The sequence below is a fragment of the Pseudomonas sp. GW821-FHT09D08 genome (assembly GCF_059416305.1).
In genome coordinates, this window is sequence record NZ_JBWKOX010000003.1 from 578,689 (window position 1) to 601,617 (window position 22,929).

Below are 22,929 nucleotides of genomic sequence, written 5' to 3' on the forward strand. Positions count from 1 at the left end.
GCCGCATGCCCCGCCGAAGCGGGGCCGCCTGGGTTTTACCCCAAGCATAGTCAAACCTTTACTTGATGGTCAGGGCTTCCAGCTTGCCGCTGTTGCCGTAAACATAAAGCATGTTGCCCACCACCAGCGGACGGGCACGCAGGCCGTCGCTGTCGATACGCTCACGACCTACAAAACGACCATCCACCTGGCTCAGCAGGTGCAGGTAGCCTTCGAAGTCGCCGACCGCTACATAGCTGGAGAACACTTCCGGGGCCGACAGTTGACGACGGGCCAGGGAGTCATTGCTCCACAGTGCAGTGGTGGAACGCTCGTCGACACTTTCAACGGTGCCGGACGCCAGGCTTACGTAGACGCTGCCAAACCCTTGGGCGACACCCGCATAACTGGAAGCATCACGCTGCCAGTTGACACGGCCGCTCTGCAGGTCCAACGCGGCAACGCGGCCCTGGTAAGTGGCGACGTAGAGGGTTTCACCCGACAGCAGCAAGCCACCGTCGATGTCCACTACGCGATCCAGCTCGGAACGACCTTGGGGGATGGCCACACGGGTTTCCCAGGCCGGCACGCCGTTCCTGGTGTCCAAGGCGACTACTTTACCGGTCGACAGGCCTGCAACGGCCAGATTGTTGGTCACAACCGGACCACTGGTACCGCGCAAGGTCAGCACCGCCGGGGTGCTGTCGTACAACCAACGCTGTTCGCCGGTGCTGGCGTCCAGGCCGATCACACGGTCATCCTGGGTTTGCACCACGACGATATCGCCGTTGGTGGCAGGCGGTGCGAGGACTTCACTGGTCACGCGAGCGCGCCATTTCTCTTCACCGGTGCTGGAGTCCAGCGCCACGACTTCGCCCTTGAGCGTGCCGAGCATGACCATGCCGTAACCCACGCCTACGGCGCCGGATACAGGCAATTCGAGGTCTTTCTTCCACTTCACGTCGCCGTTCATGCGATCCATGGAGATCACCACGCCGGTCACGTCAGCGGCCACAATGTTGTCACCGTCGATTGCCGGCACCAGCATGTTGTAGGTCTCGCCCTGGCCGTCACCGATGGAGCGGCTCCATTGCTTTTGCAGGACGACTTCTTCCTTGAAGCTGGTCAGCTCGGCCGGAGGCAGTTCTTTTTTACTGTTGCTGCTGCAACCCGCGGCCAGAACGGCCAGAGCCAGCAATGCTGCATGTTTCCAACGGATCACGTCATGCATCCCCTTTGGCCAAGTCGTCCAGCTTGATTTGTAAGCCACCGACCGCCGCTTCATCAGACAGCGCCGCCTTGGCTTTCTTGTACGCAGCATTGGCTTCGTCGGTACGACCCAATTGGACCAACAGGTCGCCCTTGAGCTCTTCGCGAGTGGCTACAAATGCCTTGTCCGCATCGCCGTCGAGCAGTTTGAGTGCTTCGTCAGCCTTGTTCTGTGCCGCCAATACCTGGGCCAGGCGCTGACGCGCGATTTCACCCAGGGTCGGGTTGGTCGGCTTGTCGGCGATGGCCTTGAGTTCTGCGGCGGCGTCATCCAGCTTGCCGGTATCGACCGCGACTTTCGCGACGAACAGGCTGCCGTATTGGGCGTAGGTGCTGCCGCCGAATTCGTTCTTCAGCTTGCCTGCCAGGTCTGCAACCTGCGCGGGGTCGGGCTTGCCGTCCGGCGTCAGGGTGGTTTCCAGCAATTGCTGATAAACGATCGAGGCGCCCTGGGACTGGTTGGCCTGATACTTTGTCCAGGCTTGCCAGCCGAACACCACCACTAAAGCCAGCAGACCGCCAGTAACCAGGGGCTTGCCGTTACGCTGCCACCAGTCCTTGAACTCGGCCAACTGCTCATCATCAGTACTCGACACCCCAATACTCCTTAATCGCTAAATTCGGCTGTTCGACAGCTTCAACCCTGCACGACGCAGGTGGCCAAGTGCGCAGCGAGCGCATCAAAGGCAATGTTCTGTTGCTCGCCCTGGCCACGCAGGGGTTTGAAACCTATCACTTGCTGGGCCAGCTCGTCATCGCCAAGGATCAGTGCGTACAGCGCACCGCTCTTGTCGGCCTTCTTGAACTGGCTCTTGAAGCTGCCTGCGCCGGCATTGACCTGAAGGCGCAGGTTGGGCAACTGGTCACGTACTTTTTCGCTCAGGGCCAGGGCAGCCAGTTCGGCGGCCTCGCCAAAGGCGCACAGGTACACGTCCACCTGACGGGAGATTTCTTCCGGAACCTTCTCCAGGGTTTCCAGCAGCAGGATCAGCCGCTCGATCCCCATGGCGAAGCCTACGCCGGTGGTCGGCTTGCCGCCCATCTGCTCGACCAGGCCGTCGTAACGGCCACCCGCACACACGGTACCCTGGGCGCCGAGCTTGTCGGTGACCCACTCGAACACGGTCTTGCTGTAGTAATCGAGGCCACGCACCAGCTTGGTATTGATCACGAACGGAATGCCGGCCGCGTCCAGACGAGCCTTGAGGCCTTCGAAGTGAATGCGGGATTCGTCGTCCAGGTAATCGGCCATTTTCGGTGCATTGACCAGCACGGCCTGGGTGTCGGCGTTCTTGGTATCGAGGACGCGCAACGGGTTGGTCTTCAAACGACGCTGGCTGTCTTCATCCAACTTGTCCAGATGGGCGGACAGGTACTCGACCAGGGCCACTTTATAGCGGCCGCGGGATTCACTGGTGCCCAAGCTGTTGAGCTCAAGCTTGACCGCGTCGCGGATGCCCAGCAGGCCCCATAGGCGCCACGTCAGCACGATCAGCTCCGCGTCGATGTCCGGGCCGTCGATGTTGAACACTTCCAGGCCGATCTGATGAAACTGGCGATAACGGCCTTTCTGTGGACGTTCGTGACGGAACATCGGGCCGATGTACCACAGTTTCTGCGGCTGGCCAGCACCGGTGAGGCCATGCTCAAGCACGGCGCGCACGCACGCGGCGGTACCTTCCGGACGCAAGGTCAGGGAGTCGCCGTTACGGTCTTCAAAGGTGTACATCTCTTTTTCGACGATGTCGGTCACTTCACCGATGGAGCGCTTGAACAGCTCGGTGAACTCGACGATCGGCATGCGGATCTGCTTGTAACCGTAGTTATCCAGCAGGCGCGCGACAGTCCCCTCGAAGTAGCGCCACAGCGGCGTTTGCTCCGGCAGGATGTCGTTCATGCCACGAATGGCTTGCAGAGACTTGCTCACATCAAATCCTTAAATTCGTCCAATCAGCCGCGAGCGATCAGCGCTGCGTCAGCCGCGACCTTTTCGGCCGCTTTCTCGCGGATCAGCTTTTCCAGCTCATCCACCAGATTGTCATTCGTTAACTTCTGCGACGGCTTACCGTCGATGTAAATCAGGTTCGGTGTACCGCCGGTCAAGCCCACATGGGCTTCCTTGGCTTCACCCGGGCCGTTGACCACACAACCGATCACTGCAACATCCAGCGGCACCAGCAGGTCTTCGAGGCGCAACTCAAGGTCGTTCATGGTTTTCACCACGTCGAAGTTCTGCCGCGAGCAACTCGGGCAGGCAATGAAGTTGATACCGCGTGAACGCAAACGCAGGGATTTGAGAATGTCGTAGCCGACTTTCACTTCCTCTACCGGGTCTGCCGCCAACGAGATGCGGATAGTATCGCCAATCCCTTCGGCGAGCAGCATACCGAGACCCACCGCAGATTTCACTGTGCCTGAGCGCAAACCGCCGGCTTCGGTGATCCCCAGGTGCAACGGCTGCACGATTTCCTTGGCCAGCAGGCGGTAGGCTTCCACCGCCATGAACACGTCGGAGGCCTTTACGCTGACCTTGAAGTCCTGGAAGTTCAGGCGTTCGAGGTGTTCAACGTGACGCAGTGCAGACTCGACCAGCGCTGCCGGGGTCGGCTCGCCGTACTTCTTTTGCAGGTCTTTTTCCAGGGAACCGGCGTTGACGCCGATGCGGATCGGGATCCCGCGATCACGAGCAGCGTCCACCACAGCGCGCACACGGTCTTCACGACCGATGTTGCCCGGGTTGATACGCAGGCAATCGACACCCAACTCGGCCACGCGCAGGGCGATCTTGTAGTCGAAGTGAATGTCGGCCACCAGCGGCACCTTGACCAGCTGCTTGATGCGACCGAACGCCTCGGCAGCGTCCATGTCCGGGACGGATACCCGAACGATGTCTACCCCGGCCGCTTCCAGGCGATTGATCTGGGCAACGGTAGCGGCAACGTCATTGGTGTCGCTGTTGGTCATGCTCTGTACCGCGATGGGGGCGTCGCCACCCACCGGCACCGAGCCGACCCAGATCTTGCGCGATACGCGACGTTTGATTGGAGATTCGCCGTGCATGACTATTGTCCCAACTTCAGGCGAGCGGTCTCGCCAGTGGTGAACGGCGCTACGTCTACAGGCTGGCCGTTGTAGGCCACTTGCGCGCCACGGGCGAAGCCCAGACGCAGCGTCAAAGGAGGCTTGCCGCCCAGGTCGAGCGTATCGCCCTTACGCTTGAGACCACTGACCAGCACTTTGCCGTTGCCATCGGTGACTTGCGTCCAGCAGTCAGCGACGAAGGTAATTTGTACACGCCCGTCACCGGCGATCAACGCAGGGGTGGTGGGTGGTGAAATCGCCGGGGCTGCCGGAGCGGTTGGCGCCGTAGTACTCGCTGGCGCCGGGGCCGGAGCAGCCGGTGTATGAGCCTGGGCAACCGGAGCCGCGGGCGTGTGAGTTGGCGCGGTCGGTGTCACTGGGGCCGGTACGGCGGCGGTCGGGGCACTTTCCGGCTCGGACGGTTCAGCGGCGGCCGGGGTTTCGGGGGCAGCCTGGCCTTGGGCTACGGCCTGGTCTTCCGGCTCATCCAGCGGATGAATCTGGGTGGTGCCGTCGGCGCTTTCGACTTCGACGTGCTCCATGGCGTTGCTGGTCAGGTCCTTACTGCGCTGGGACGTCTGGTCTTGCCACCAGACGAAACCGCCGCCGATCACGGCGATCAGCAGCAACAGGCTGACAATACGCAGGATTGTGTGGGAAACCCGCACCGGTTCTTCGATGCGCCCCAGGCCATGCACGTTGCTGCCCTGGGAGTCGGTGCCGGTGAACTGGTCGAACTCCTGGACCAACACGGCCTGGTCGATGCCCAGCAACTTGGCGTAGGCGCGGATATAGCCACGGGCGAAGGTATGCCCAGGCAGCTTGTCGAATGCGCCGGCCTCAAGGTTGCCCAGGGAGGTGGTGGTCAAATTGAGCTTGAGGGCCACTTCCGCCAGCGACCAACCATTGCTTTCGCGGGCCTGACGCAAGGTGTCGCCTGGGTTTACGCGATTAGCTGCTACAACTTCCGGGTGCGCCGCTTTCATCATTGCTCCGACAGGTATTGCTGATATTCCGGCGTACCGGGATAGAGTCGTTCGAGTTGCTGGCCAAAACGTGCGGCCGTGTCGTGTTCTTCATGAACCGTCGCCAGGCGCACGCCGAGCAATAGACTACGTGCATTTTGCCCGCTGAGCAGGCTAAAACGCTCGTAATAGTCACGTGCCGGCACATAATGCCTGTCTTCGTAGGACAACTCAGCCATTTCGAGCAGCGCTCGTGGCTGATGGCCGTTCAAGTGCAGGGCTTTTTCCAGCTGCTGGCGTGCGCTGTCGCGCTGGCCGAGGCGCATCGAGGTTACCCCAAGGTTCTCGAACACCCGTGCGCGCTCAGGATAGAGGGTATCGGTACTGGCTTGCTGGAAATAAAGGGCGGCCTGCTCATAACGCTTTTGCTTGAACAGGAAACTGCCGTAATTGTTCAGCAGTTTCGGATCGGCAGGCCGTGCGGCCAGGGCTTTGTTGAAGTACCGGTCAGCCAGTTCAGGCTCGGCCTGGGCGTGGAACACCAGGGCCAGCGCAGCGTTGGCGTCGGCATCGTCGCTATCCAGTTCAAGGGCTTTTTTCAACGGCACCTTGGCCTGCTCGCTCATGCCTTGTCGCAGGTAACCCAACCCCAGTTGCACATAGGCAACCCGCGCCTCGTCACGGCCCTTGCCGGTTTGCAAAGGGCTGTCATGGCCCGATGAAACACAACCGGCGGCGAGGCCGGTAACCAGCAAAAGCAGCGCAAGGCGCAAGGGCATAGAGATCCTCTCTCAGATTCGATTCACAGCAATTTGCGGCAGATCGTCGGCGGCGTTCAATTCACGCACGGCGATATAGCGCTCGCTGCGGCGGGTACGGTCCATCACTTGCCCGACCAATTGACCACAGGCGGCGTCGATGTCTTCACCACGGGTGGTGCGCACGGTGACGTTGTAGCCGGCCTGGTGCAGTTGATCCTGGAAACGGCGAATGGCGTTGTTGCTTGGCCGCTCGTAACCAGAATGTGGAAACGGGTTAAACGGAATCAGGTTGATCTTGCACGGGGTGTTCTTGAGCAGTTCAATCATCTCGACCGCGTGTTCGACCTTGTCGTTAACATCCTTGAGCATGGTGTACTCAATGGTCAGCACACGCTTCTCGCCCAAGGTCGCCATATAACGCTGGCAGGATTCGAGTAGCATCTTAAGCGGATACTTCTTGTTGATCGGCACCAATTGGTTACGCAATGCGTCATTGGGTGCGTGCAGCGACAACGCCAGGGAGACGTCGATGTGCTTGGCCAGCTCATCGATCATCGGGACCACGCCGGAGGTCGACAGGGTCACACGGCGCTTGGAGATGCCGTAGCCCAGGTCGTCCATCATCAGGTGCATGGCTGCGATGACGTTGTCGAAGTTCAGCAGCGGCTCACCCATGCCCATCATCACCACGTTGGTGATGGCACGGTCGACGGTCGCCGGGACGCTGCCAAAGGATTTGTTGGCAATCCACACCTGGCCGATCACTTCGGCGGCGGTGAGGTTGCTATTGAAGCCTTGCTTGCCGGTGGAGCAGAAACTGCAGTCCAGGGCACAGCCTGCCTGGGACGAAACGCACAAGGTGCCGCGCTTGCCCTGGGGAATGTACACAGTCTCGACGCAGCTGCCGGACGCTACGCGCACCACCCACTTACGGGTGCCGTCGCTGGAGATGTCCTCGCTGACCACTTCGGGGCCACGTACTTCAGCAATAGCCTTGAGCTTGTCGCGCAGGGCCTTGCTGACGTTCGTCATGGCGTCGAAATCGTCGACGCCAAAGTGGTGAATCCATTTCATTACCTGACCGGCACGGAAACGCTTCTCCCCGATTGAGTCGAAGAATTTTTCCATTTCCTGTTGAGTCAGACCCAGCAGGTTGGTTTTTACAGTCGATGTCGTCATGGATTCACCCTCACTCTTTAAGCCGATGCTTAGCGAGTGGTTACTTCGGTAGCTGCGAAGAAGTACGAGATTTCGCGAGCAGCAGCGGCTTCGGAGTCCGAACCGTGTACAGCGTTGGCGTCGATGGAGTCAGCGAAGTCAGCACGGATGGTGCCGGCAGCGGCTTCTTTAGGGTTGGTAGCGCCCATCAGCTCACGGTTCAGAGCGATGGCGTTTTCGCCTTCCAGAACCTGAACAACAACAGGACCGGAGATCATGAAGGCAACCAGATCGCCGAAGAAGCCACGAGCGCTGTGCTCAGCGTAGAAGCCTTCAGCTTCAGCCTTGGACAGTTGCTTGAGTTTCGAAGCTACAACCTTCAGGCCGGCTTTTTCGAAACGAGTGGTGATCTCGCCGATGACGTTTTTTGCAACAGCGTCAGGCTTGATGATGGAGAAAGTACGTTGAACAGCCATGGTGTAACTCCAGAAACGGTAATTTACGAAAAATTAAACCCGCGAATTATACGCGGGTTCTTGGGTATTGCCTAACTGCGTAAGGGAGGCGTCAGTCCTGTTCTTCTTTCCAGGCAGTCTGGATAGCTTCCAGGACCTTTTCGCCACCGCGATCGCGCTCATCATCAAAGCCTGGCAAGGCCATGACCATGTCACGCAAAGCAACAAAATTCAGGGAATAGGGATCCATATCCGGGTTGCCGTCGGCCAACAGGATAGCGATCTCTTGCACATCAACCCATTTAAGACTCATGACACTTCCTTGAATCAGTGCGGCGCTTCGGCCGCATGGTTGAGCGAATATTTCGGAATTTCGACGGTGATGTCTTCAGTCCCGACCCTGGCCTGACAGCTTAGGCGAGAAGTGGCTTCCAGGCCCCAGGCGCGGTCAAGAAAATCTTCTTCCAACTCATCGGCCTCTTCCAGGCTATTGAAGCCTTCGCGAATGATGCAATGGCAAGTGGTGCAGGCACACACACCACCACAGGCACTTTCGATCTCGATGTGGTTGTCATGGGCAACTTCGAGGATGGACTTGCCGGTCTCAGCCTCAACAACCATACCGTCCGGGCAATGCTCGGCGTGTGGCAGAAAAATGACCTGCGGCATTAATTATTCCTCGATTTCATTCAGGTTGCGCCCGGCCAGTGCGGCTTTCACCGTCTGATCCATGCGGCGGGCGGCAAAGGCGTCAGTGACCTGCGACAAGCGCTTGGTCTGTTGCTCGATGGCGTAACCATCGTTGCCTTTCATCAGTTCGGCCAGTTCCTGCATCTGCAGGTCGATGACCATGCGCTCTTCGGCATCCAGCAGGCGCTCGCCGTCGGCATCCAGGGCGCCCTGCACCGCTTCGAGCAGGCGCTGGGCATCCACTTGTTGCTCGCGCAGTACGCGCGCGACCTTGTCGTCGCCGGCGTATTGGAACGAATCCTTGAGCATCTTGGCGATTTCACCGTCAGTCAGGCCGTAGGACGGCTTGACCTGGATGCTGGCTTCAACGCCGGACGCCAGTTCGCGCGCGGCGACGCTGAGCAGGCCGTCGGCGTCGACCTGGAAGGTCACGCGAATCTTCGCCGCACCCGCGACCATGGCCGGGATGCCGCGCAATTCAAAGCGGGCCAGGGAGCGGCAGTCGCTGATCAGCTCGCGCTCACCTTGCAGTACATGAATCATCATGGCCGTCTGGCCATCTTTGTAGGTGGTGAAGTCCTGGGCGCGCGCGACGGGGATGGTGGTGTTGCGCGGAATCACCTTCTCCATCAGGCCACCCATGGTCTCCAGCCCCAGGGACAGCGGGATGACGTCGAGCAACAGCAATTCGCCGCCATCACGCTTGTTGCCGGCCAGGGTATCGGCCTGGATGGCGGCGCCGATGGCGACCACCTGGTCCGGGTCGATTTCCGTCAGCGGCTGGCGACCAAAGGCTTCGGCAACGGCTTCGCGAACCCGCGGCACACGGGTTGAACCGCCGACCATGACCACGGCACCGACGTCTTCCAACTCGATGCCGGAGTCACGCACGGCTCGACGGCATGCTTTCAGGCTGCGGGCGATCATCGGTTCGATCAACAAATCGAAGGCTTCGCGAGTCAGCTTGGCGCACCAACTGCCGTAGGAAACGTCAACAGAAGCAGCGTCAGTCAGCGCCTCTTTAGCGGCACAGGCCGTTTGCAGCAAGTTACGCTGCTCGCCCGGATCCAGGTCAGCGGACAAGCCGGCGCTGCTGATGATCCAACCCGCGATGGCGTGGTCGAAGTCATCGCCACCCAGCGCTGTATCGCCACCGGTAGCCAGTACTTCGAACACGCCGCCAGTCAGGCGCAGGATCGAAATATCAAAAGTGCCACCACCCAGGTCGTAAATAGCGACCAAGCCTTCGGCATGCTGGTCCAGGCCATAGGCCACGGCCGCAGCGGTCGGCTCGTTGAGCAGGCGCAACACGTTCAGGCCGGCGAGTTTCGCCGCGTCCTTGGTGGCCTGGCGCTGGGCATCATCGAAATACGCCGGGACGGTGATCACCGCGCCGACCAGTTCGCCACCCAACGTGGTTTCCGCGCGCTGGCGCAGCACCTTGAGGATATCCGCCGACACTTCCACCGGGCTTTTCGGGCCCTGGACGGTGTCGATGAACGGCATATGGGATTCGCCACCGACAAAGCGGTACGGCAACTGGTCGCCCAATTGCTTGACGTCGGACAGACCACGGCCCATCAAGCGCTTGACCGACAGCACGGTGTTCAAAGGATCGGTAGACGCCGCCAACCTGGCTGACTCACCGACTTCGGTGCGATCAGCGTGATAACGCACGGCGGACGGCAGGATCACCTGGCCATCGGCATCGGGCAGCGGCTCGGACAGGCCGCTGCGCAAGGCAGCAACCAGGGAATTGGTGGTACCCAGGTCAATCCCCACCGCCAGGCGACGCTGGTGCGGCTGAGGGCTTTGGCCGGGTTCGGCGATTTGCAGTAGAGCCATGGTAATCAGGTCTTATCTGTCTATCAGGCGCGCATCACGGGCAGCACACTGGGTTAATCGTCGAGGCGCTCTTCCAGCTGGCGCACTTCGTAGGTGAGCTTGTCGAGGAACTGCATGCGCCGCATCAGGCGCTCGGCCTGTTCACGTTGCGCTGCATCGTCCCAACAGGCTGCGAAGCTTTCGTTGAGCTCATCCTGGGCAACTTTCAGACGACGCTTGAAGACCGCGACACCCGCCACATCGGCTTCGTCCTGCAGGTCTTCGAGTTCTTCACGCCATTGCATCTGCTGCATCAGGAAGTCCGGGTCGTGCACGGTCACTTCCAGCGGCAACTCGCCACCGTTCATCGCGAGCAAGTAACGCGCGCGTTTAGGAGGGCTCTTGAGCGTCTGATAGGCTTCGTTGAGGCTGGCCGACTGCTCCAGCGCCAGGCGTTGCTCACGCTCGGAGGCGTCAGCAAAACGGTCCGGATGCACCCCACGCGCCAATTCTCGGTAGCGCGTGGCAAGCTGCTCGAGATCCAGCCGAAAACTCGGCTGCAGCTCGAATAAAGCGAAATGACAAGGAGTACCCACGAATAGCCTCAGATGTTGAAGCTTTCGCCGCAGCCACATTCACCGCGTACGTTGGGGTTGTTGAACTTGAAGCCTTCGTTCAACCCTTCCTTCACGAAATCGAGTTCGGTGCCGTCCAGGTAGGTCAGGCTTTTAGGGTCGATGATCACTTTCTCGCCGTGACTTTCGAACACCTGGTCCTCATCGACCACCTCGTCGACGAACTCCAGCACATAGGCAAGGCCGGAGCAGCCCGTGGTGCGAACACCCAGACGAATCCCCTCACCTTTACCGCGCCCATCCAGGGAGCGTCGCACGTGCCGCGCAGCCGCTTCTGTCATGCTGATAGCCATCGTTGACTCCTTACTCGTCGCCAAATGCTTAGATCAAGCCTTTCTTCTGCTTGTAGTCGCGAACGGCCGCCTTGATGGCGTCTTCAGCGAGCACGGAGCAGTGGATTTTCACTGGCGGCAGGGCCAGTTCTTCGGCCAGCTGGGTATTGCTGATAGTCACAGCCTCATCCAGGGTCTTGCCTTTCATCCATTCGGTCGCCAGGGAGCTGGAGGCGATGGCCGAACCGCAACCGTAAGTCTTGAACTTGGCGTCTTCGATAACGCCGGCGTCGTTGACCTTGATCTGCAGGCGCATCACATCGCCGCACGCCGGAGCGCCGACCATGCCGGTGCCGACATCAGGATCTTCCGCGTTCATCTTGCCGACGTTGCGCGGGTTTTCGTAGTGGTCGATGACCTTTTCGCTGTAAGCCATGGTACTGAATCCTCACTCATCAGGGCCGCTCTGGAACCCTGTAGAAACGCCTGCGTTTTCCGCCACGTTCCTACAGAGCTGGGGTGGCGGCTTCTATAGTTAGTGTGCCGCCCACTCGATCTTGGAAATATCGACACCGTCTTTGTACATGTCCCACAGCGGCGACAGGACGCGCAGCTTGTTGACGGCTTCGCAGACCTTCTGCGCGGCGTAGTCGACTTGCTCTTCGGTGGTGAAACGGCCGAACGTAAAGCGGATGGAGCTGTGAGCCAGTTCGTCGTTGCGGCCCAGGGCGCGCAGTACGTACGAAGGCTCAAGCGAAGCCGAGGTGCAGGCCGAACCGGACGAAACCGCCAGGTCCTTGAGCGCCATGATCAGCGACTCGCCTTCGACATAGTTGAAGCTCAAATTCAGGTTGTGCGGTACACGGGCAGTCATGCTGCCGTTGATGTACAGCTCTTCAAGGTTCTCGACCTGCTTGTAGAAGCGATCGCTCAAGGCCTTGATACGTACGTTTTCGGCTGCCATGTCTTCCTTGGCGACGCGGAAGGCTTCGCCCATGCCGACGATCTGGTGGGTCGCCAGGGTGCCCGAACGCATGCCGCGCTCGTGACCGCCGCCGTGCATGGTGGCTTCGATGCGCACGCGTGGTTTGCGGCTCACGTACAGGGCGCCGATGCCTTTGGGGCCGTAGGTCTTGTGGGCCGAAAACGACATCAGGTCGACTTTCAGCTTGGACAGGTCGATGTCGACCTTGCCGGTGGACTGAGCGGCGTCGACGTGCAGCAGGATGCCTTTGGAGCGAGTCAGCTCGCCGATGGCCGCGATGTCGTTGATGGTGCCGATTTCGTTGTTCACGTGGATCACGGAAACCAGAATGGTGTCTTCACGCAGCGCGGCTTCGATCATCGCCGGGGTGACGATACCGTCGGTGGTTGGCTCGAGGTAAGTGACCTCGAAACCTTCACGCTCCAGTTGGCGCATGGTGTCGAGGACAGCCTTGTGCTCAATCTTGGTGGTGATCAGGTGCTTGCCTTTGGTCGCGTAGAAATGCGCCGCGCCCTTGATAGCCAGGTTGTCGGACTCGGTGGCACCGGAGGTCCAGACGATTTCACGCGGATCGGCGCCAACCAGGTCAGCAACCTGGCGACGAGCGTTCTCGACCGCTTCCTCGGCTTTCCAGCCGAAAACGTGGGAACGGGAGGCCGGGTTGCCGAAGTTTCCGTCGACCAGCAGGCACTCGCTCATCTTTTGCGCGACACGCGGATCAACCGGGGTGGTCGCTGAGTAATCAAGGTAAATCGGCAATTTCATGGACTTTCTCCTAAATCAGGCTGGCTGGCGTGCCGTTAGCTCTTCGGCTGTCACTCGACGGCGGACGCTTCGATCTTGTCCAGACGCGGCGCCTTGGTGTTGCAACGGCGCTGGTCCTGACGCTGGGCTACTTCTTGCACCTCACGGCGAGTCACAAGATCAGCCAAGCTGATACCACTCAAAAACTCATGGATCTGCAGGCTCAAGTCACACCACAAGTGGTGCGTCAGGCAGGTATCGCCGGCGTGGCAGTCACCCAGGCCCTGGCACTTGGTCGCGTCGACGGATTCGTTGACCGCGTCGATCACCTGGGCCACCTGGATGCCCTGCATGTCGCGGGACAGCTGATAGCCGCCGCCCGGCCCACGCACACTGGAGACCAGATTGCTGCGGCGCAACTTGGCGAACAGTTGCTCAAGGTAGGACAGGGAAATGCCTTGGCGCTCGGAGATATCGGCCAGGGACACCGGCCCAGTTTGCGCGTGCAAGGCCAAGTCAAGCATGGCGGTCACCGCGTATCGGCCTTTTGTAGTCAGTCTCATGGACAAGTACCAAGGTGTTTCAGAATGGGAGCAAGTATGCGATTCCCGAGTATTTAAGTCAACTATAAGACCTAGTACTTTAGTCAGGATTACCCGTAAAAAGGGCGCGCGAATCATAGCAGGATGGGGCGAGGACGAACAGCAGCAGCGGGGGTGATGGCTCGATATCAAGACCAATGGAGATCAAATGTGGGAGGGAGCTTGCCCCCGATAGCGGTGGATCAGTCAATATATTGGATGACTGACAGACGGCCATCGGGGGGCAAGCGCCCTCCATCATGGGCCTAGCAGCAAATGCGAGATCTCAGCCAGCCTTGGTTGCGGGCTCACTCTTGATCTCGGCAAAGTCCTCTTCGCGCAGCTCAGGCAGGTCTTTTGCACAGTAGCTGCTGCCCAACTCCTTCAGCGCGCCACACATACCGTCCAGCTTGCCGTCCACCGCTTGCAGGTGGTCAAGCAACTGGCCGATGGCGCGCGCCACCGGGTCGGGCATGTCCTCACTGACACCGTAGGCATCGAAACCGATTTTCTCGGCCATGGCCTTGCGCTTGGCTTCCTGCTCATCGCCCACTTCCGGCTTGACGATGATCCGCCCCGGAATACCCACCACTGTGGCACCGGCCGGCACCGCCTTGGTTACCACGGCGTTGGAGCCGACTTTGGCGCCAGCCCCTACGGTGAACGGACCAAGCACCTTCGCGCCCGCCCCCACCACCACACCATCCTCCAGCGTCGGGTGGCGCTTACCCTTGTTCCAACTGGTGCCGCCCAATGTCACGCCCTGGTAGAGGGTCACGTCATCACCGATCTCGGCAGTCTCACCAATGACGATGCCCATACCGTGATCGATAAAGAAGCGACGCCCCACCTTGGCACCCGGATGAATCTCGATCCCGGTCAACCAGCGGCCGAAGTTCGACACCAGCCGCGCCAGCCATTTCCAGCCCATATTCCACAAGGCGCCGGACAGGCGATGGATCCAGATCGCGTGCATGCCCGGGTAGCAGGTCAGCACTTCAAAGGCGTTGCGCGCCGCCGGATCACGGTGGAAAACACTCTGGATATCTTCTCGCAAACGCTCGAACATTTTTAATCCTTCCGCTTAAGAAGCTCGCCACGGGCCGCTTTCTGGGTTTCCGTGAGGATGCCACGCAATATATTCATTTCTGCTCGACTGACCGAGCTGCGCCCGTACAGGCGGCGCAGGCGCGCCATCAAGTGCCGAGGCTTTTCCGGATCGAGGAATTCGATGGCCACCAGGGTTTGCTCCAGGTGCTCATAGAACCGCTCCAGCTCGTCCATGGTGGCCAGTTCGCCACTCTTGGTCGACGCCACTTCATCCTTCTCTACCTTGCTCGGCTGGCCTTCAGCGGCCAGCCAGGCCATGCGCACTTCGTAACTCAACACCTGCACCGCTGCTCCGAGGTTCAGCGAACTGAACTCAGGGTCTGATGGAATGTGCACGTGATAATGACATCGTTGCAGCTCTTCATTGGTGAGGCCGGAGTCTTCACGGCCGAACACCAGGGCGATTTCAGCACCGCCGGCCGCCTCTTCCACCACCTTGGTACCGCACTCACGCGGATCCAGCAGCGGCCAGGGGATGCGGCGGTCACGGGCACTGGTGCCAAGCACCAGGTTGCAGCCGACCAAGGCGTCTTCCAGAGTGGCGACCACCTGGGCTTTTTCCAGGATGTCATTGGCGCCGGATGCGCGGGCATCGGCCTCGTGGTGCGGGAACACGCGCGGCTCGACCAGCACCAGGCGCGTCAGCCCCATGTTTTTCATGGCTCGCGCCACCCCGCCGATATTGCCGGGATGACTGGTATTGACCAAGACGACACGAATGTTTTGCAGCAAGGTAGGCGCTCTCGGACACGGGAAAGGGGAGCAAATCTTACAGAACAGCCTAAGGTTATGCCATGAAAGCTAACGTCGTCCTTCACCTGAAGAAAGTTTCTGCTAGAATGCTCGGCTTTCTTTAACAACCTTAGGTGACACATCCATGCAGCCCATGCTGAATATCGCGCTGCGCGCCGCCCGCAGCGCCAGTGAATTGATCTTCCGCTCCATCGAGCGCCTGGATACCATCAAGGTCGACGAAAAAGACGCCAAGGATTATGTGTCCGAGGTGGATCGCGCCGCTGAACAGAAGATCATCGACGCGCTGCGCAAGGCCTACCCTACCCACGGCATCCTCGGCGAGGAAACCGGCCTGCACAAAGGCAGCGGCGAAGGCGAAGACTACCTGTGGATCATCGACCCACTGGATGGCACCACCAACTTCCTGCGCGGCATCCCCCACTTTGCCGTCAGCATTGCTTGCAAATACCGTGGCCGCTTGGAACACGCTGTAGTACTCGATCCTGTTCGCCAGGAAGAATTCACCGCCAGCCGTGGCCGTGGCGCCCAACTGAACGGTCGTCGCCTGCGCGTCAGCGGTCGCACCAGCCTGGACGGCGCCCTGCTGGGTACAGGCTTCCCGTTCCGTGACGACCAGATGGACAACCTGGAAAACTACCTGGGCATGTTTCGCGCCCTGGTTGGCCAGACTGCCGGCATCCGTCGCGCTGGCGCGGCCAGCCTGGACCTGGCCTATGTGGCTGCCGGTCGTTTTGATGCGTTCTGGGAGTCAGGCCTGTCCGAGTGGGACATGGCTGCAGGCGCCCTGCTGATCCAAGAGGCCGGCGGCCTGGTGAGCGACTTCACCGGCGGTCATGACTTCCTGGAAAAAGGCCACGTCGTTGCCGGCAACACCAAATGCTTCAAGGCAGTACTGACGGCGATCCAGCCGCACCTGCCGGCATCGCTGAAGCGCTAAGCGAGCGAGCAAAAAAAAGCACCCTGCGGGGTGCTTTTTTTATGCCAGGGATTTGCTTGATGTGGGCTTAAATACCAACAACACCACAAATCAAATACAGGAGAAGGCTTACTGCTGGTTCTGGCCCAGGACGAGACGCCCTTCCTTGTCGACTGGAATCTGGCCGCCCGGATCACGATCCATGCGCACCGAACCTTCCTTGCCATCCAAGGTGTAACGCACGTCATAGCCAACGACCTTGTCGCTGATGTCGTTGACGGTGTTACAGCGAGTCTGGGTGGTGGTATAGGTATCGCGGTTCTGCATGCCTTCCTGAACCTTGTTACCGGCGTAACCACCACCGACCGCACCTGCCACAGTGGCCAGCTTCTTGCCGTTACCGCCACCGACCTGGTTACCCAACAGGCCACCGGCCAGTGCACCCACCACGGTACCGACGATCTGATGTTGATCCTGCACCGGCTTCTGCCGGGTTACTGCGACGTCCTTGCAGACTTCGCGAGGTGTTTTAATCTGGGTTTTCACCGGCTGCACCGCCAGCACTTGCGCATACTCAGGGCCGCTTTTTACCAGGCTGTAGGTGGCAACAGCACCCCCGGCAGTCACACCGACAGCACCCAATACCGCACCAACCAGTAACGACTTGTTCACGTTGAACCTCCTGACCATCACAAACGGACCGAAAGATCCGCGCTATACCCAGCCTTGGAGCAAAAAAAAAGGCACGAGTTCAATACTCGCGCCCTTTTCGTAACAGCAGATCAACAAGCGCCCATCAAGGACGGTCGTCGACCTCCTTGCCAGTGGCGGCAGGAGGGATCAGGTCTTCGCTGTTGAGGTTCAGCCAGATCAGCACCACGTTGGCGATGTAGATCGACGAGTAGGTGCCCGCCAGGACGCCGATGAACAGCGCCAGGGAGAAGCCCCACAGGTTGTCGCCGCCGAAGATCATCAGCGCCGCGATCGCCAGCAAGGTGGAGATCGACGTCGCCATGGTCCGCAACAGGGTCTGGGTGGTGGAGATGTTGATGTTCTCGATCAGCGACGCCTTGCGCAGTACGCGGAAGTTCTCGCGGACCCGGTCGAATACCACGATGGTGTCATTGAGGGAGTAACCAATGATCGCCAGCACGGCCGCCAGCACGGTCAGGTCGAAGGTGACCTGGAAGTACGCCAGGATACCCACGGTCACGATCACGTCGTGGATCAGCGACACAATGGCGCCGACACCGAACTTCCACTGAAAGCGGAAAGCCAGGTAGATCATGATGCCGACCAGCGCCATCAGCATGCCGAGGCCGCCCTGGTCGCGCAGCTCTTCACCCACTTGCGGGCCCACGAACTCGACGCGCTTGACCGACGCCGGGTTGTCGCCACCCACCTTCTGCAAGGCCTCGGCTACCTGGTGACCCAGTTGCGGGTCTTCGCCAGGCATGCGCACCAGCAGGTCGGTGGTCGCACCGAAGCTCTGCACGATGGCTTCGTGATAGCCGGCCTTGACCAGCTCACTGCGCACCAGGGTGACGTCGGCAGGCTTCTCGTAGGTCAGCTCGATGAGCGTACCGCCGGTGAAGTCCAGACCGTAGTTCAGGCCCTTATGGAACCAGCTGAACAACGCCAGAACGGTAAGGAGCACGGTGACGCCGAACGCAATGTTGCGAACGCCCATGAAGTTGATTGTACGTAACATGGCAGCCCCTTAAATCCACAACTTCTTGAAGTCACGCCCGCCAAAGATCAGGTTGACCATTGCGCGGGTCACCATGATGGCCGTGAACATCGAGGTAAAGATACCGAGGGACATGGTTACCGCAAAACCTTTGACCGGGCCGGTGCCCATGGCAAAGAGGATCCCGCCAACCAGCAATGTGGTCAGGTTGGAGTCGAGAATCGCGGTAAATGCCCGGCCGAAGCCTTCGTTGATTGCTCGCTGTACGGTCATGCCGGCGGCGATCTCTTCACGAATCCGCGAGAAGATCAGCACGTTGGCATCTACCGCCATACCCATGGTGAGTACGATACCGGCGATACCTGGCAGGGTCAGCGTGGCGCCCAGCAGCGACATCAGGGCCAGCAGCATCACCATGTTGCCCGCCAGGGCCACGGTGGCAATGATGCCAAAGAAGCGGTAGATGGCGATGATGAACAGCGACACGAACAGCATGCCCCACAAGGCCGCGTCGATACCCTTGGTGATGTTGTCGGCACCCAGGCTCGGACCGATGGTACGTTCTTCAGCGAAGTACATCGGCGCAGCCAGGCCACCGGCACGCAGCAACAGGGCCAGCTCCGAGGATTCGCCCTGGCCGTTCAGGCCGGTGATGCGGAATTGAGCACCCAGCGGCGACTGGATGGTCGCCAGGCTGATGATCTTCTTCTCTTCCTTGAAGGTCTGCACCGGTACGTCTTTCTCGACGCCGTTGACCATTTGCTTGGTGTAGGTGGTCACCGGGCGCTGCTCGATGAAGATCACCGCCATGCTGCGACCAACGTTGCTGCGCGTGGCGCGGCTCATCAGTTCGCCGCCGTGGCCATCCAGGCGGATGTTCACTTCAGGGGTACCGTGCTCGCCGAAACCGGCCTTGGCGTCGGTCACCTGGTCACCGGTGATGATCAAGCCACGCTCGATCAGCGCCGGAGGACGATTGCCTTCACGGAACTCGAACTCTTCGGAAGTTGCACGGGAAGCACCCGGCTCAGCCGCGAGACGGAACTCCAGGTTGGCGGTTTTACCCAGGATGCGCTTGGCTTCAGCGGTGTCCTGCACGCCCGGCAGCTCAACCACGATGCGGTTGGCGCCCTGACGCTGAACAATCGGCTCGGCCACACCCAGCTCGTTGACGCGGTTACGTACCGTGGTCAAGTTCTGCTTGATGGAGTATTCGCGGATTTCCGCGATTTTGGCCGGGCTCATCGCCAGACGCAGTACCGCCTGACCATTCAGGTCGGCCGGTACGATGTCGAAATCATTGAAGTTCTTGCGGATCAGCGCACGGGCCTGTTCACGGGAAGCTTCGTCAGAGAAGCCCAGCTGGATGGCACCGTTGAGCTGCGGCAGGCTGCGATAACGCAACTTCTCTTTGCGCAGCAGGCTCTTCACATCGCCTTCATAGACCTTCAGGCGTGCGTCGAGGGCTTTGTCCATGTCGACTTCCAGCAGGAAGTGCACACCGCCGGACAAGTCCAGACCCAGCTTCATCGGGTGCGCGCCAATGCTGCGCAACCACTGTGGGGTGGTCTGTGCCAGGTTCAGCGCAACGACGTAGTCGTCACCCATGGCCTTGCGTACGACATCTTTTGCCGGCAATTGGTCTTCTTGCTTGGTCAGGCGCAACAACCCGCCCTTCGCACCAGCTGCCAATGTTGCCGCTTTAACCTGGATACCCGCGTCGGCCAGTGCCTTGCTCGCGCGTTCCAGGTCAGCCTGGTTGACCTGCAGCGAAGTGCTGGCGCCAGTGATCTGGATCGCCGGGTCATCAGGGTAAAGATTGGGAGCGGAATAAATAAAACCGATCGCCAGCACCGCCAGGATCAGTACGTATTTCCACAGAGGGTATTTGTTCAGCATCACGCCGCCCGCTTATAACGCGGGGCGCCTTGCGCGCCCCGTCGATTGGTAAAGGTTGGAACTTAGATCGCTTTGAGCGTGCCTTTTGGCAGCGTGGCGGCGATGGCGCCCTTCTGGAACTTCATTTCCACGGTGTCGGAGACTTCCAGAACCACGAAAGCATCGGAAACCTTGGTGATCTTGCCCGCGATACCGCCGGTGGTCACGACTTCGTCGCCTTTCTGCAGGCTGCCCAGCAGGTTCTTCTGCTCTTTGGCACGCTTGGCCTGTGGACGCCAGATCATCAGGTAGAAGATGACCAGGAAGCCGACCAGGAAAATCCACTCGAAACCACCGCCCATAGGGCCGGCAGCAGCAGGCGCAGCGGCGTCAGCCATGGCGTTAGAGATAAAAAAGCTCATTTAGCACTCCAGTTGCAAATAGTGAATCTTAGGGTCGGAAAACTCAGTCCAAGGGCGGCACAGGGAGCCCGCGCTTGGCATAGAAGGCATCGACGAAGGCGGCCAATGTACCCTGTTGAATAGCCTCGCGCAAACCAGCCATCAGGACTTGGTAGTGACGCAAATTGTGGATGGTATTCAACATGCTACCCAGCATTTCCCCGCATTTGTCCAGATGGTGCAGATAAGCACGGGAGAAGTTCTGGCAGGTGTAGCAATCACAGGTGGGATCCAGCGGCGAATCATCATGGCGATGGAACGCGTTACGGATCTTGAGCACGCCTGTATCGATGAACAGATGCCCATTGCGGGCATTACGGGTTGGCATCACGCAATCGAACATGTCCACACCGCGGCGCACACCCTCTACGAGATCTTCGGGTTTGCCAACGCCCATAAGGTAACGAGGTTTGTCAGCGGGCATCAGGCCTGGCAGGTAGTCCAGTACCTTGATCATCTCGTGCTTGGGTTCGCCCACCGACAAACCGCCGATGGCCAGGCCGTCAAAACCGATCTTGTCGAGGCCTTCCAGCGAGCGTTTGCGCAGGCTTTCATGCATGCCGCCCTGGACGATGCCAAACAGCGCCGCGGTGTTGTCGCCATGGGCATTCTTCGAACGCTGGGCCCAACGCAGGGATAGCTCCATGGAAATCCGCGCGACGTCTTCATCGGCCGGGTACGGCGTGCACTCGTCGAAAATCATCACGATGTCCGAGCCCAGGTCGCGTTGCACCTGCATGGACTCTTCCGGGCCCATGAATACCTTGGAACCGTCCACTGGAGAGGCAAAAGTGACGCCCTCCTCCTTGATCTTGCGCATGGCACCCAGGCTGAACACCTGGAAACCACCCGAGTCCGTGAGGATCGGACCTTGCCACTTCATGAAGTCATGCAGGTCGCCATGCTTCTTGATCACTTCAGTGCCTGGGCGCAGCCACAGGTGGAAGGTGTTGCCGAGGATGATCTCGGCGCCGGTGGCGACGATGTCACGCGGCAGCATGCCTTTGACGGTGCCGTAGGTGCCCACGGGCATGAATGCCGGGGTCTCTACCGTACCGCGCGGAAACGTCAGGCGACCGCGACGGGCTTTGCCGTCGGTAGCGAGCAATTCAAACGACATACGACTCATAGTTGTTCCTCTGGGCCGCGCGGCGCCGGATTACGGGTGATAAACATCGCATCACCGTAGCTGAAAAAACGGTATCCATTGTCGATGGCTGCTTTGTACGCCGCCATTGTTTCGGGATAACCCGCGAAGGCCGACACCAGCATCAACAGCGTGGATTCCGGCAAATGGAAGTTGGTCACCAGGCAGTCGACCACATGGAACGGCCGGCCTGGGTAAATAAAGATATCGGTGTCGCCACTGAACGGTTTGAGCACGCCATCACGCGCCGCGCTCTCAAGGGAGCGCACGCTGGTGGTGCCCACCGCAACCACCCGCCCGCCGCGCGCCTTGCAGGCGCTAACTGCGTCCACGACGTCCTGGCTGACTTCCAGCCATTCGCTGTGCATATGGTGGTCTTCGATGTTATCCACACGCACCGGCTGAAACGTGCCGGCCCCCACGTGCAGGGTCACATAGGCTGTCTCGACGCCCTTGGCGGCAATCGCATCCAGCAGCAGCTGGTCAAAATGCAGCCCGGCAGTCGGCGCGGCAACCGCACCGAGGCGCTGGGAATAGACCGTTTGATAGCGCTCACGGTCCGAGTCTTCGTCCGGGCGGTCGATATAAGGAGGCAACGGCATATGGCCGACACGCTCCAGCAACGGCAAAACCTCTTCGGCGAACCGGAGTTCGAACAGCGCATCATGACGCGCCACCATCTCGGCTTCACCGCCACCCTCGATGAGGATGCTCGAACCCGGTTTCGGCGACTTGCTGGAGCGTACATGGGCCAGCACACGATGGCTGTCCAACACTCGTTCCACCAGAATTTCCAACTTGCCGCCGGATGCTTTCTGGCCAAACAGCCGTGCCGGGATAACCCGGGTATTGTTGAACACCATCAGATCGCCCGGATGCAAATGCTCAAGCAAATCAGTGAATTGACGGTGTGCGAGGGTACCGCTGACCCCGTCCAGGGTCAGCAGTCGACTGGCGCGACGCTCGGCCAAAGGGTGGCGAGCAATCAGCGAATCCGGGAGTTCAAAAGTAAAGTCAGCAACGCGCATGATGGGGTTCGTCTAGCAGGGCCGGGAAGTTTAGCGGAAATAGTGAAAATAGACCATGAAACGTGATTGACCAACGGTAATCTCATCTCTATACTTCGCCGCCATTGAGCCCTGATGGCGGAATTGGTAGACGCGGCGGATTCAAAATCCGTTTTCGAAAGGAGTGGGAGTTCGAGTCTCCCTCGGGGCACCATCTTAAAGAAAGACCTTGAAATTCAAGGTCTTTTTTTTCGTCTGCAGAAAAGCGCTCTGAGGCCGCGACAGTCCCAGAGAGCGAGATAGTGCGACTCCCCCTCAACCCCCAGCATAAAGTCCAGCAGGCCCACTCACAGGCCTTGCGAGAACACTAAAACGCCCCTTGGTTACCCTTGGACCCACCCAAAGTACTGCTAGCATCTCGAGCGGAGATCCTGTTTCCTTCAATGGGCATGGACTCTAGCGCTGAAGCCCCTCCCGAGGCGCCTCTTCGCACTTTCCGAGCGCCCAAAACAAAACCCCATCTGCTTTCGCAAATGGGGTTTCGGAATTTAATCTTGACGATGAC

At 59.7% G+C, this 22,929-nt stretch carries 25 protein-coding genes and 1 tRNA gene; 2 read left to right on the plus strand and 24 right to left on the minus strand.

The window, feature by feature from the left end; genetic code table 11:
• Nucleotides 1-58 precede the first annotated feature (58 nt).
• The 18 genes from bamB to trmJ all read right to left on the minus strand — a co-directional run bounded on the left by bamB (nucleotide 59) and on the right by trmJ (nucleotide 15,241).
• The gene (bamB, locus tag AC07OP_RS08850) at nucleotides 59-1,210 is read right to left on the minus strand and encodes an outer membrane protein assembly factor BamB (protein WP_027605421.1); all 1,152 of its coding nucleotides are present in this window, start codon (nucleotides 1,208-1,210) and stop codon (nucleotides 59-61) included.
• A complete protein-coding gene (locus AC07OP_RS08855; RefSeq protein WP_027605420.1) occupies nucleotides 1,203-1,844 on the minus strand; it encodes a YfgM family protein in 642 nt (213 codons plus the stop codon). The genes bamB and AC07OP_RS08855 overlap by 8 nt, the downstream gene beginning before the upstream one ends.
• A 41-nt stretch (nucleotides 1,845-1,885) precedes the next feature.
• Nucleotides 1,886-3,175, minus strand: a complete 1,290-nt coding sequence (gene hisS / locus AC07OP_RS08860; protein ID WP_092489908.1) for a histidine--tRNA ligase — start codon at nucleotides 3,173-3,175, stop codon at nucleotides 1,886-1,888.
• Nucleotides 3,176-3,198: 23 nt separating this feature from the next.
• Nucleotides 3,199-4,308, minus strand: a complete 1,110-nt coding sequence (ispG, locus tag AC07OP_RS08865; protein ID WP_003175952.1) for a flavodoxin-dependent (E)-4-hydroxy-3-methylbut-2-enyl-diphosphate synthase — start codon at nucleotides 4,306-4,308, stop codon at nucleotides 3,199-3,201.
• A 2-nt stretch (nucleotides 4,309-4,310) separates the two neighbouring features.
• The gene (locus tag AC07OP_RS08870; RefSeq protein ID WP_495100471.1) at nucleotides 4,311-5,315 is read right to left on the minus strand and encodes a RodZ domain-containing protein; all 1,005 of its coding nucleotides are present in this window, start codon (nucleotides 5,313-5,315) and stop codon (nucleotides 4,311-4,313) included.
• Nucleotides 5,315-6,073 carry a type IV pilus biogenesis/stability protein PilW gene (gene pilW, locus AC07OP_RS08875; protein WP_115487246.1) on the minus strand — a complete coding sequence of 253 codons (759 nt, stop codon included), beginning with the start codon at nucleotides 6,071-6,073 and terminating at the stop codon, nucleotides 5,315-5,317. Before pilW ends, AC07OP_RS08870 begins: the two co-directional genes overlap by 1 nt.
• Nucleotides 6,074-6,085: 12 nt before the next feature.
• Nucleotides 6,086-7,234, minus strand: a complete 1,149-nt coding sequence (rlmN, locus tag AC07OP_RS08880; protein ID WP_027605416.1) for a dual-specificity RNA methyltransferase RlmN — start codon at nucleotides 7,232-7,234, stop codon at nucleotides 6,086-6,088.
• A gap of 29 nt (nucleotides 7,235-7,263) precedes the next feature.
• Complete coding sequence (gene ndk / locus AC07OP_RS08885) at nucleotides 7,264-7,689, minus strand: nucleoside-diphosphate kinase (protein WP_017846179.1); 426 nt, start codon at nucleotides 7,687-7,689, stop codon at nucleotides 7,264-7,266.
• Between the two features lie 91 nt (nucleotides 7,690-7,780).
• Nucleotides 7,781-7,981, minus strand: a complete 201-nt coding sequence (iscX, locus tag AC07OP_RS08890) for a Fe-S cluster assembly protein IscX (protein ID WP_017846180.1) — start codon at nucleotides 7,979-7,981, stop codon at nucleotides 7,781-7,783.
• A gap of 14 nt (nucleotides 7,982-7,995) precedes the next feature.
• Nucleotides 7,996-8,337: an ISC system 2Fe-2S type ferredoxin gene (gene fdx / locus AC07OP_RS08895; RefSeq protein WP_027605415.1), complete on the minus strand. Its 342-nt coding sequence runs from the start codon at nucleotides 8,335-8,337 to the stop codon at nucleotides 7,996-7,998.
• A gap of 3 nt (nucleotides 8,338-8,340) precedes the next feature.
• Entirely contained in the window at nucleotides 8,341-10,203 is a 1,863-nt protein-coding gene (hscA, locus tag AC07OP_RS08900) for a Fe-S protein assembly chaperone HscA (protein WP_495100470.1), read from the minus strand.
• A gap of 53 nt (nucleotides 10,204-10,256) precedes the next feature.
• Nucleotides 10,257-10,778, minus strand: a complete 522-nt coding sequence (gene hscB, locus AC07OP_RS08905; RefSeq protein WP_027605413.1) for a co-chaperone HscB — start codon at nucleotides 10,776-10,778, stop codon at nucleotides 10,257-10,259.
• 8 nt (nucleotides 10,779-10,786) lie between these two features.
• Nucleotides 10,787-11,110, minus strand: coding sequence for an iron-sulfur cluster assembly protein IscA (gene iscA / locus AC07OP_RS08910; protein WP_024077295.1), 324 nt, complete (start codon nucleotides 11,108-11,110; stop codon nucleotides 10,787-10,789).
• A gap of 28 nt (nucleotides 11,111-11,138) precedes the next feature.
• Complete coding sequence (gene iscU, locus AC07OP_RS08915; protein WP_003175965.1) at nucleotides 11,139-11,525, minus strand: Fe-S cluster assembly scaffold IscU; 387 nt, start codon at nucleotides 11,523-11,525, stop codon at nucleotides 11,139-11,141.
• A 99-nt stretch (nucleotides 11,526-11,624) separates the two neighbouring features.
• Nucleotides 11,625-12,839: an IscS subfamily cysteine desulfurase gene (locus AC07OP_RS08920; RefSeq protein ID WP_017530022.1), complete on the minus strand. Its 1,215-nt coding sequence runs from the start codon at nucleotides 12,837-12,839 to the stop codon at nucleotides 11,625-11,627.
• 50 nt (nucleotides 12,840-12,889) lie between these two features.
• Nucleotides 12,890-13,381 (minus strand): Fe-S cluster assembly transcriptional regulator IscR, encoded by a 492-nt coding sequence (gene iscR, locus AC07OP_RS08925; RefSeq protein ID WP_003194020.1) that lies wholly within the window; start codon nucleotides 13,379-13,381, stop codon nucleotides 12,890-12,892.
• Nucleotides 13,382-13,685: 304 nt separating this feature from the next.
• Nucleotides 13,686-14,468, minus strand: a complete 783-nt coding sequence (gene cysE / locus AC07OP_RS08930; RefSeq protein ID WP_065924871.1) for a serine O-acetyltransferase — start codon at nucleotides 14,466-14,468, stop codon at nucleotides 13,686-13,688.
• 2 nt (nucleotides 14,469-14,470) lie between these two features.
• Nucleotides 14,471-15,241: a tRNA (cytosine(32)/uridine(32)-2'-O)-methyltransferase TrmJ gene (trmJ, locus tag AC07OP_RS08935; RefSeq protein ID WP_003210307.1), complete on the minus strand. Its 771-nt coding sequence runs from the start codon at nucleotides 15,239-15,241 to the stop codon at nucleotides 14,471-14,473.
• Between the two features lie 145 nt (nucleotides 15,242-15,386).
• Here trmJ and suhB point away from each other — a divergent pair, with 145 nt between their 5' ends.
• On the plus strand, nucleotides 15,387-16,202 hold the full coding sequence (suhB, locus tag AC07OP_RS08940) for a type III secretion system regulator SuhB (protein WP_003175971.1): 816 nt from the start codon (nucleotides 15,387-15,389) through the stop codon (nucleotides 16,200-16,202).
• Nucleotides 16,203-16,310: 108 nt separating this feature from the next.
• On the opposite strand, the gene AC07OP_RS08945 is transcribed toward suhB, so the two are convergent.
• From AC07OP_RS08945 to queA, 6 genes are all read right to left on the minus strand, one after another.
• Complete coding sequence (locus AC07OP_RS08945) at nucleotides 16,311-16,853, minus strand: glycine zipper 2TM domain-containing protein (RefSeq protein ID WP_015885750.1); 543 nt, start codon at nucleotides 16,851-16,853, stop codon at nucleotides 16,311-16,313.
• A gap of 124 nt (nucleotides 16,854-16,977) precedes the next feature.
• Nucleotides 16,978-17,892: a protein translocase subunit SecF gene (gene secF, locus AC07OP_RS08950; RefSeq protein ID WP_495100469.1), complete on the minus strand. Its 915-nt coding sequence runs from the start codon at nucleotides 17,890-17,892 to the stop codon at nucleotides 16,978-16,980.
• Between the two features lie 9 nt (nucleotides 17,893-17,901).
• Complete coding sequence (secD, locus tag AC07OP_RS08955; RefSeq protein WP_027605408.1) at nucleotides 17,902-19,770, minus strand: protein translocase subunit SecD; 1,869 nt, start codon at nucleotides 19,768-19,770, stop codon at nucleotides 17,902-17,904.
• 62 nt (nucleotides 19,771-19,832) lie between these two features.
• Entirely contained in the window at nucleotides 19,833-20,171 is a 339-nt protein-coding gene (gene yajC, locus AC07OP_RS08960) for a preprotein translocase subunit YajC (protein ID WP_003175975.1), read from the minus strand.
• A gap of 43 nt (nucleotides 20,172-20,214) precedes the next feature.
• On the minus strand, nucleotides 20,215-21,330 hold the full coding sequence (tgt, locus tag AC07OP_RS08965) for a tRNA guanosine(34) transglycosylase Tgt (RefSeq protein ID WP_003175976.1): 1,116 nt from the start codon (nucleotides 21,328-21,330) through the stop codon (nucleotides 20,215-20,217).
• Nucleotides 21,331-21,335: 5 nt separating this feature from the next.
• A complete protein-coding gene (gene queA / locus AC07OP_RS08970; protein ID WP_098478810.1) occupies nucleotides 21,336-22,385 on the minus strand; it encodes a tRNA preQ1(34) S-adenosylmethionine ribosyltransferase-isomerase QueA in 1,050 nt (349 codons plus the stop codon).
• Nucleotides 22,386-22,493: 108 nt separating this feature from the next.
• On the opposite strand from queA, the gene AC07OP_RS08975 reads away from it, so the two are divergent.
• Nucleotides 22,494-22,578, plus strand: a tRNA-Leu gene (locus AC07OP_RS08975).
• Nucleotides 22,579-22,929: the final 351 nt, after the last annotated feature.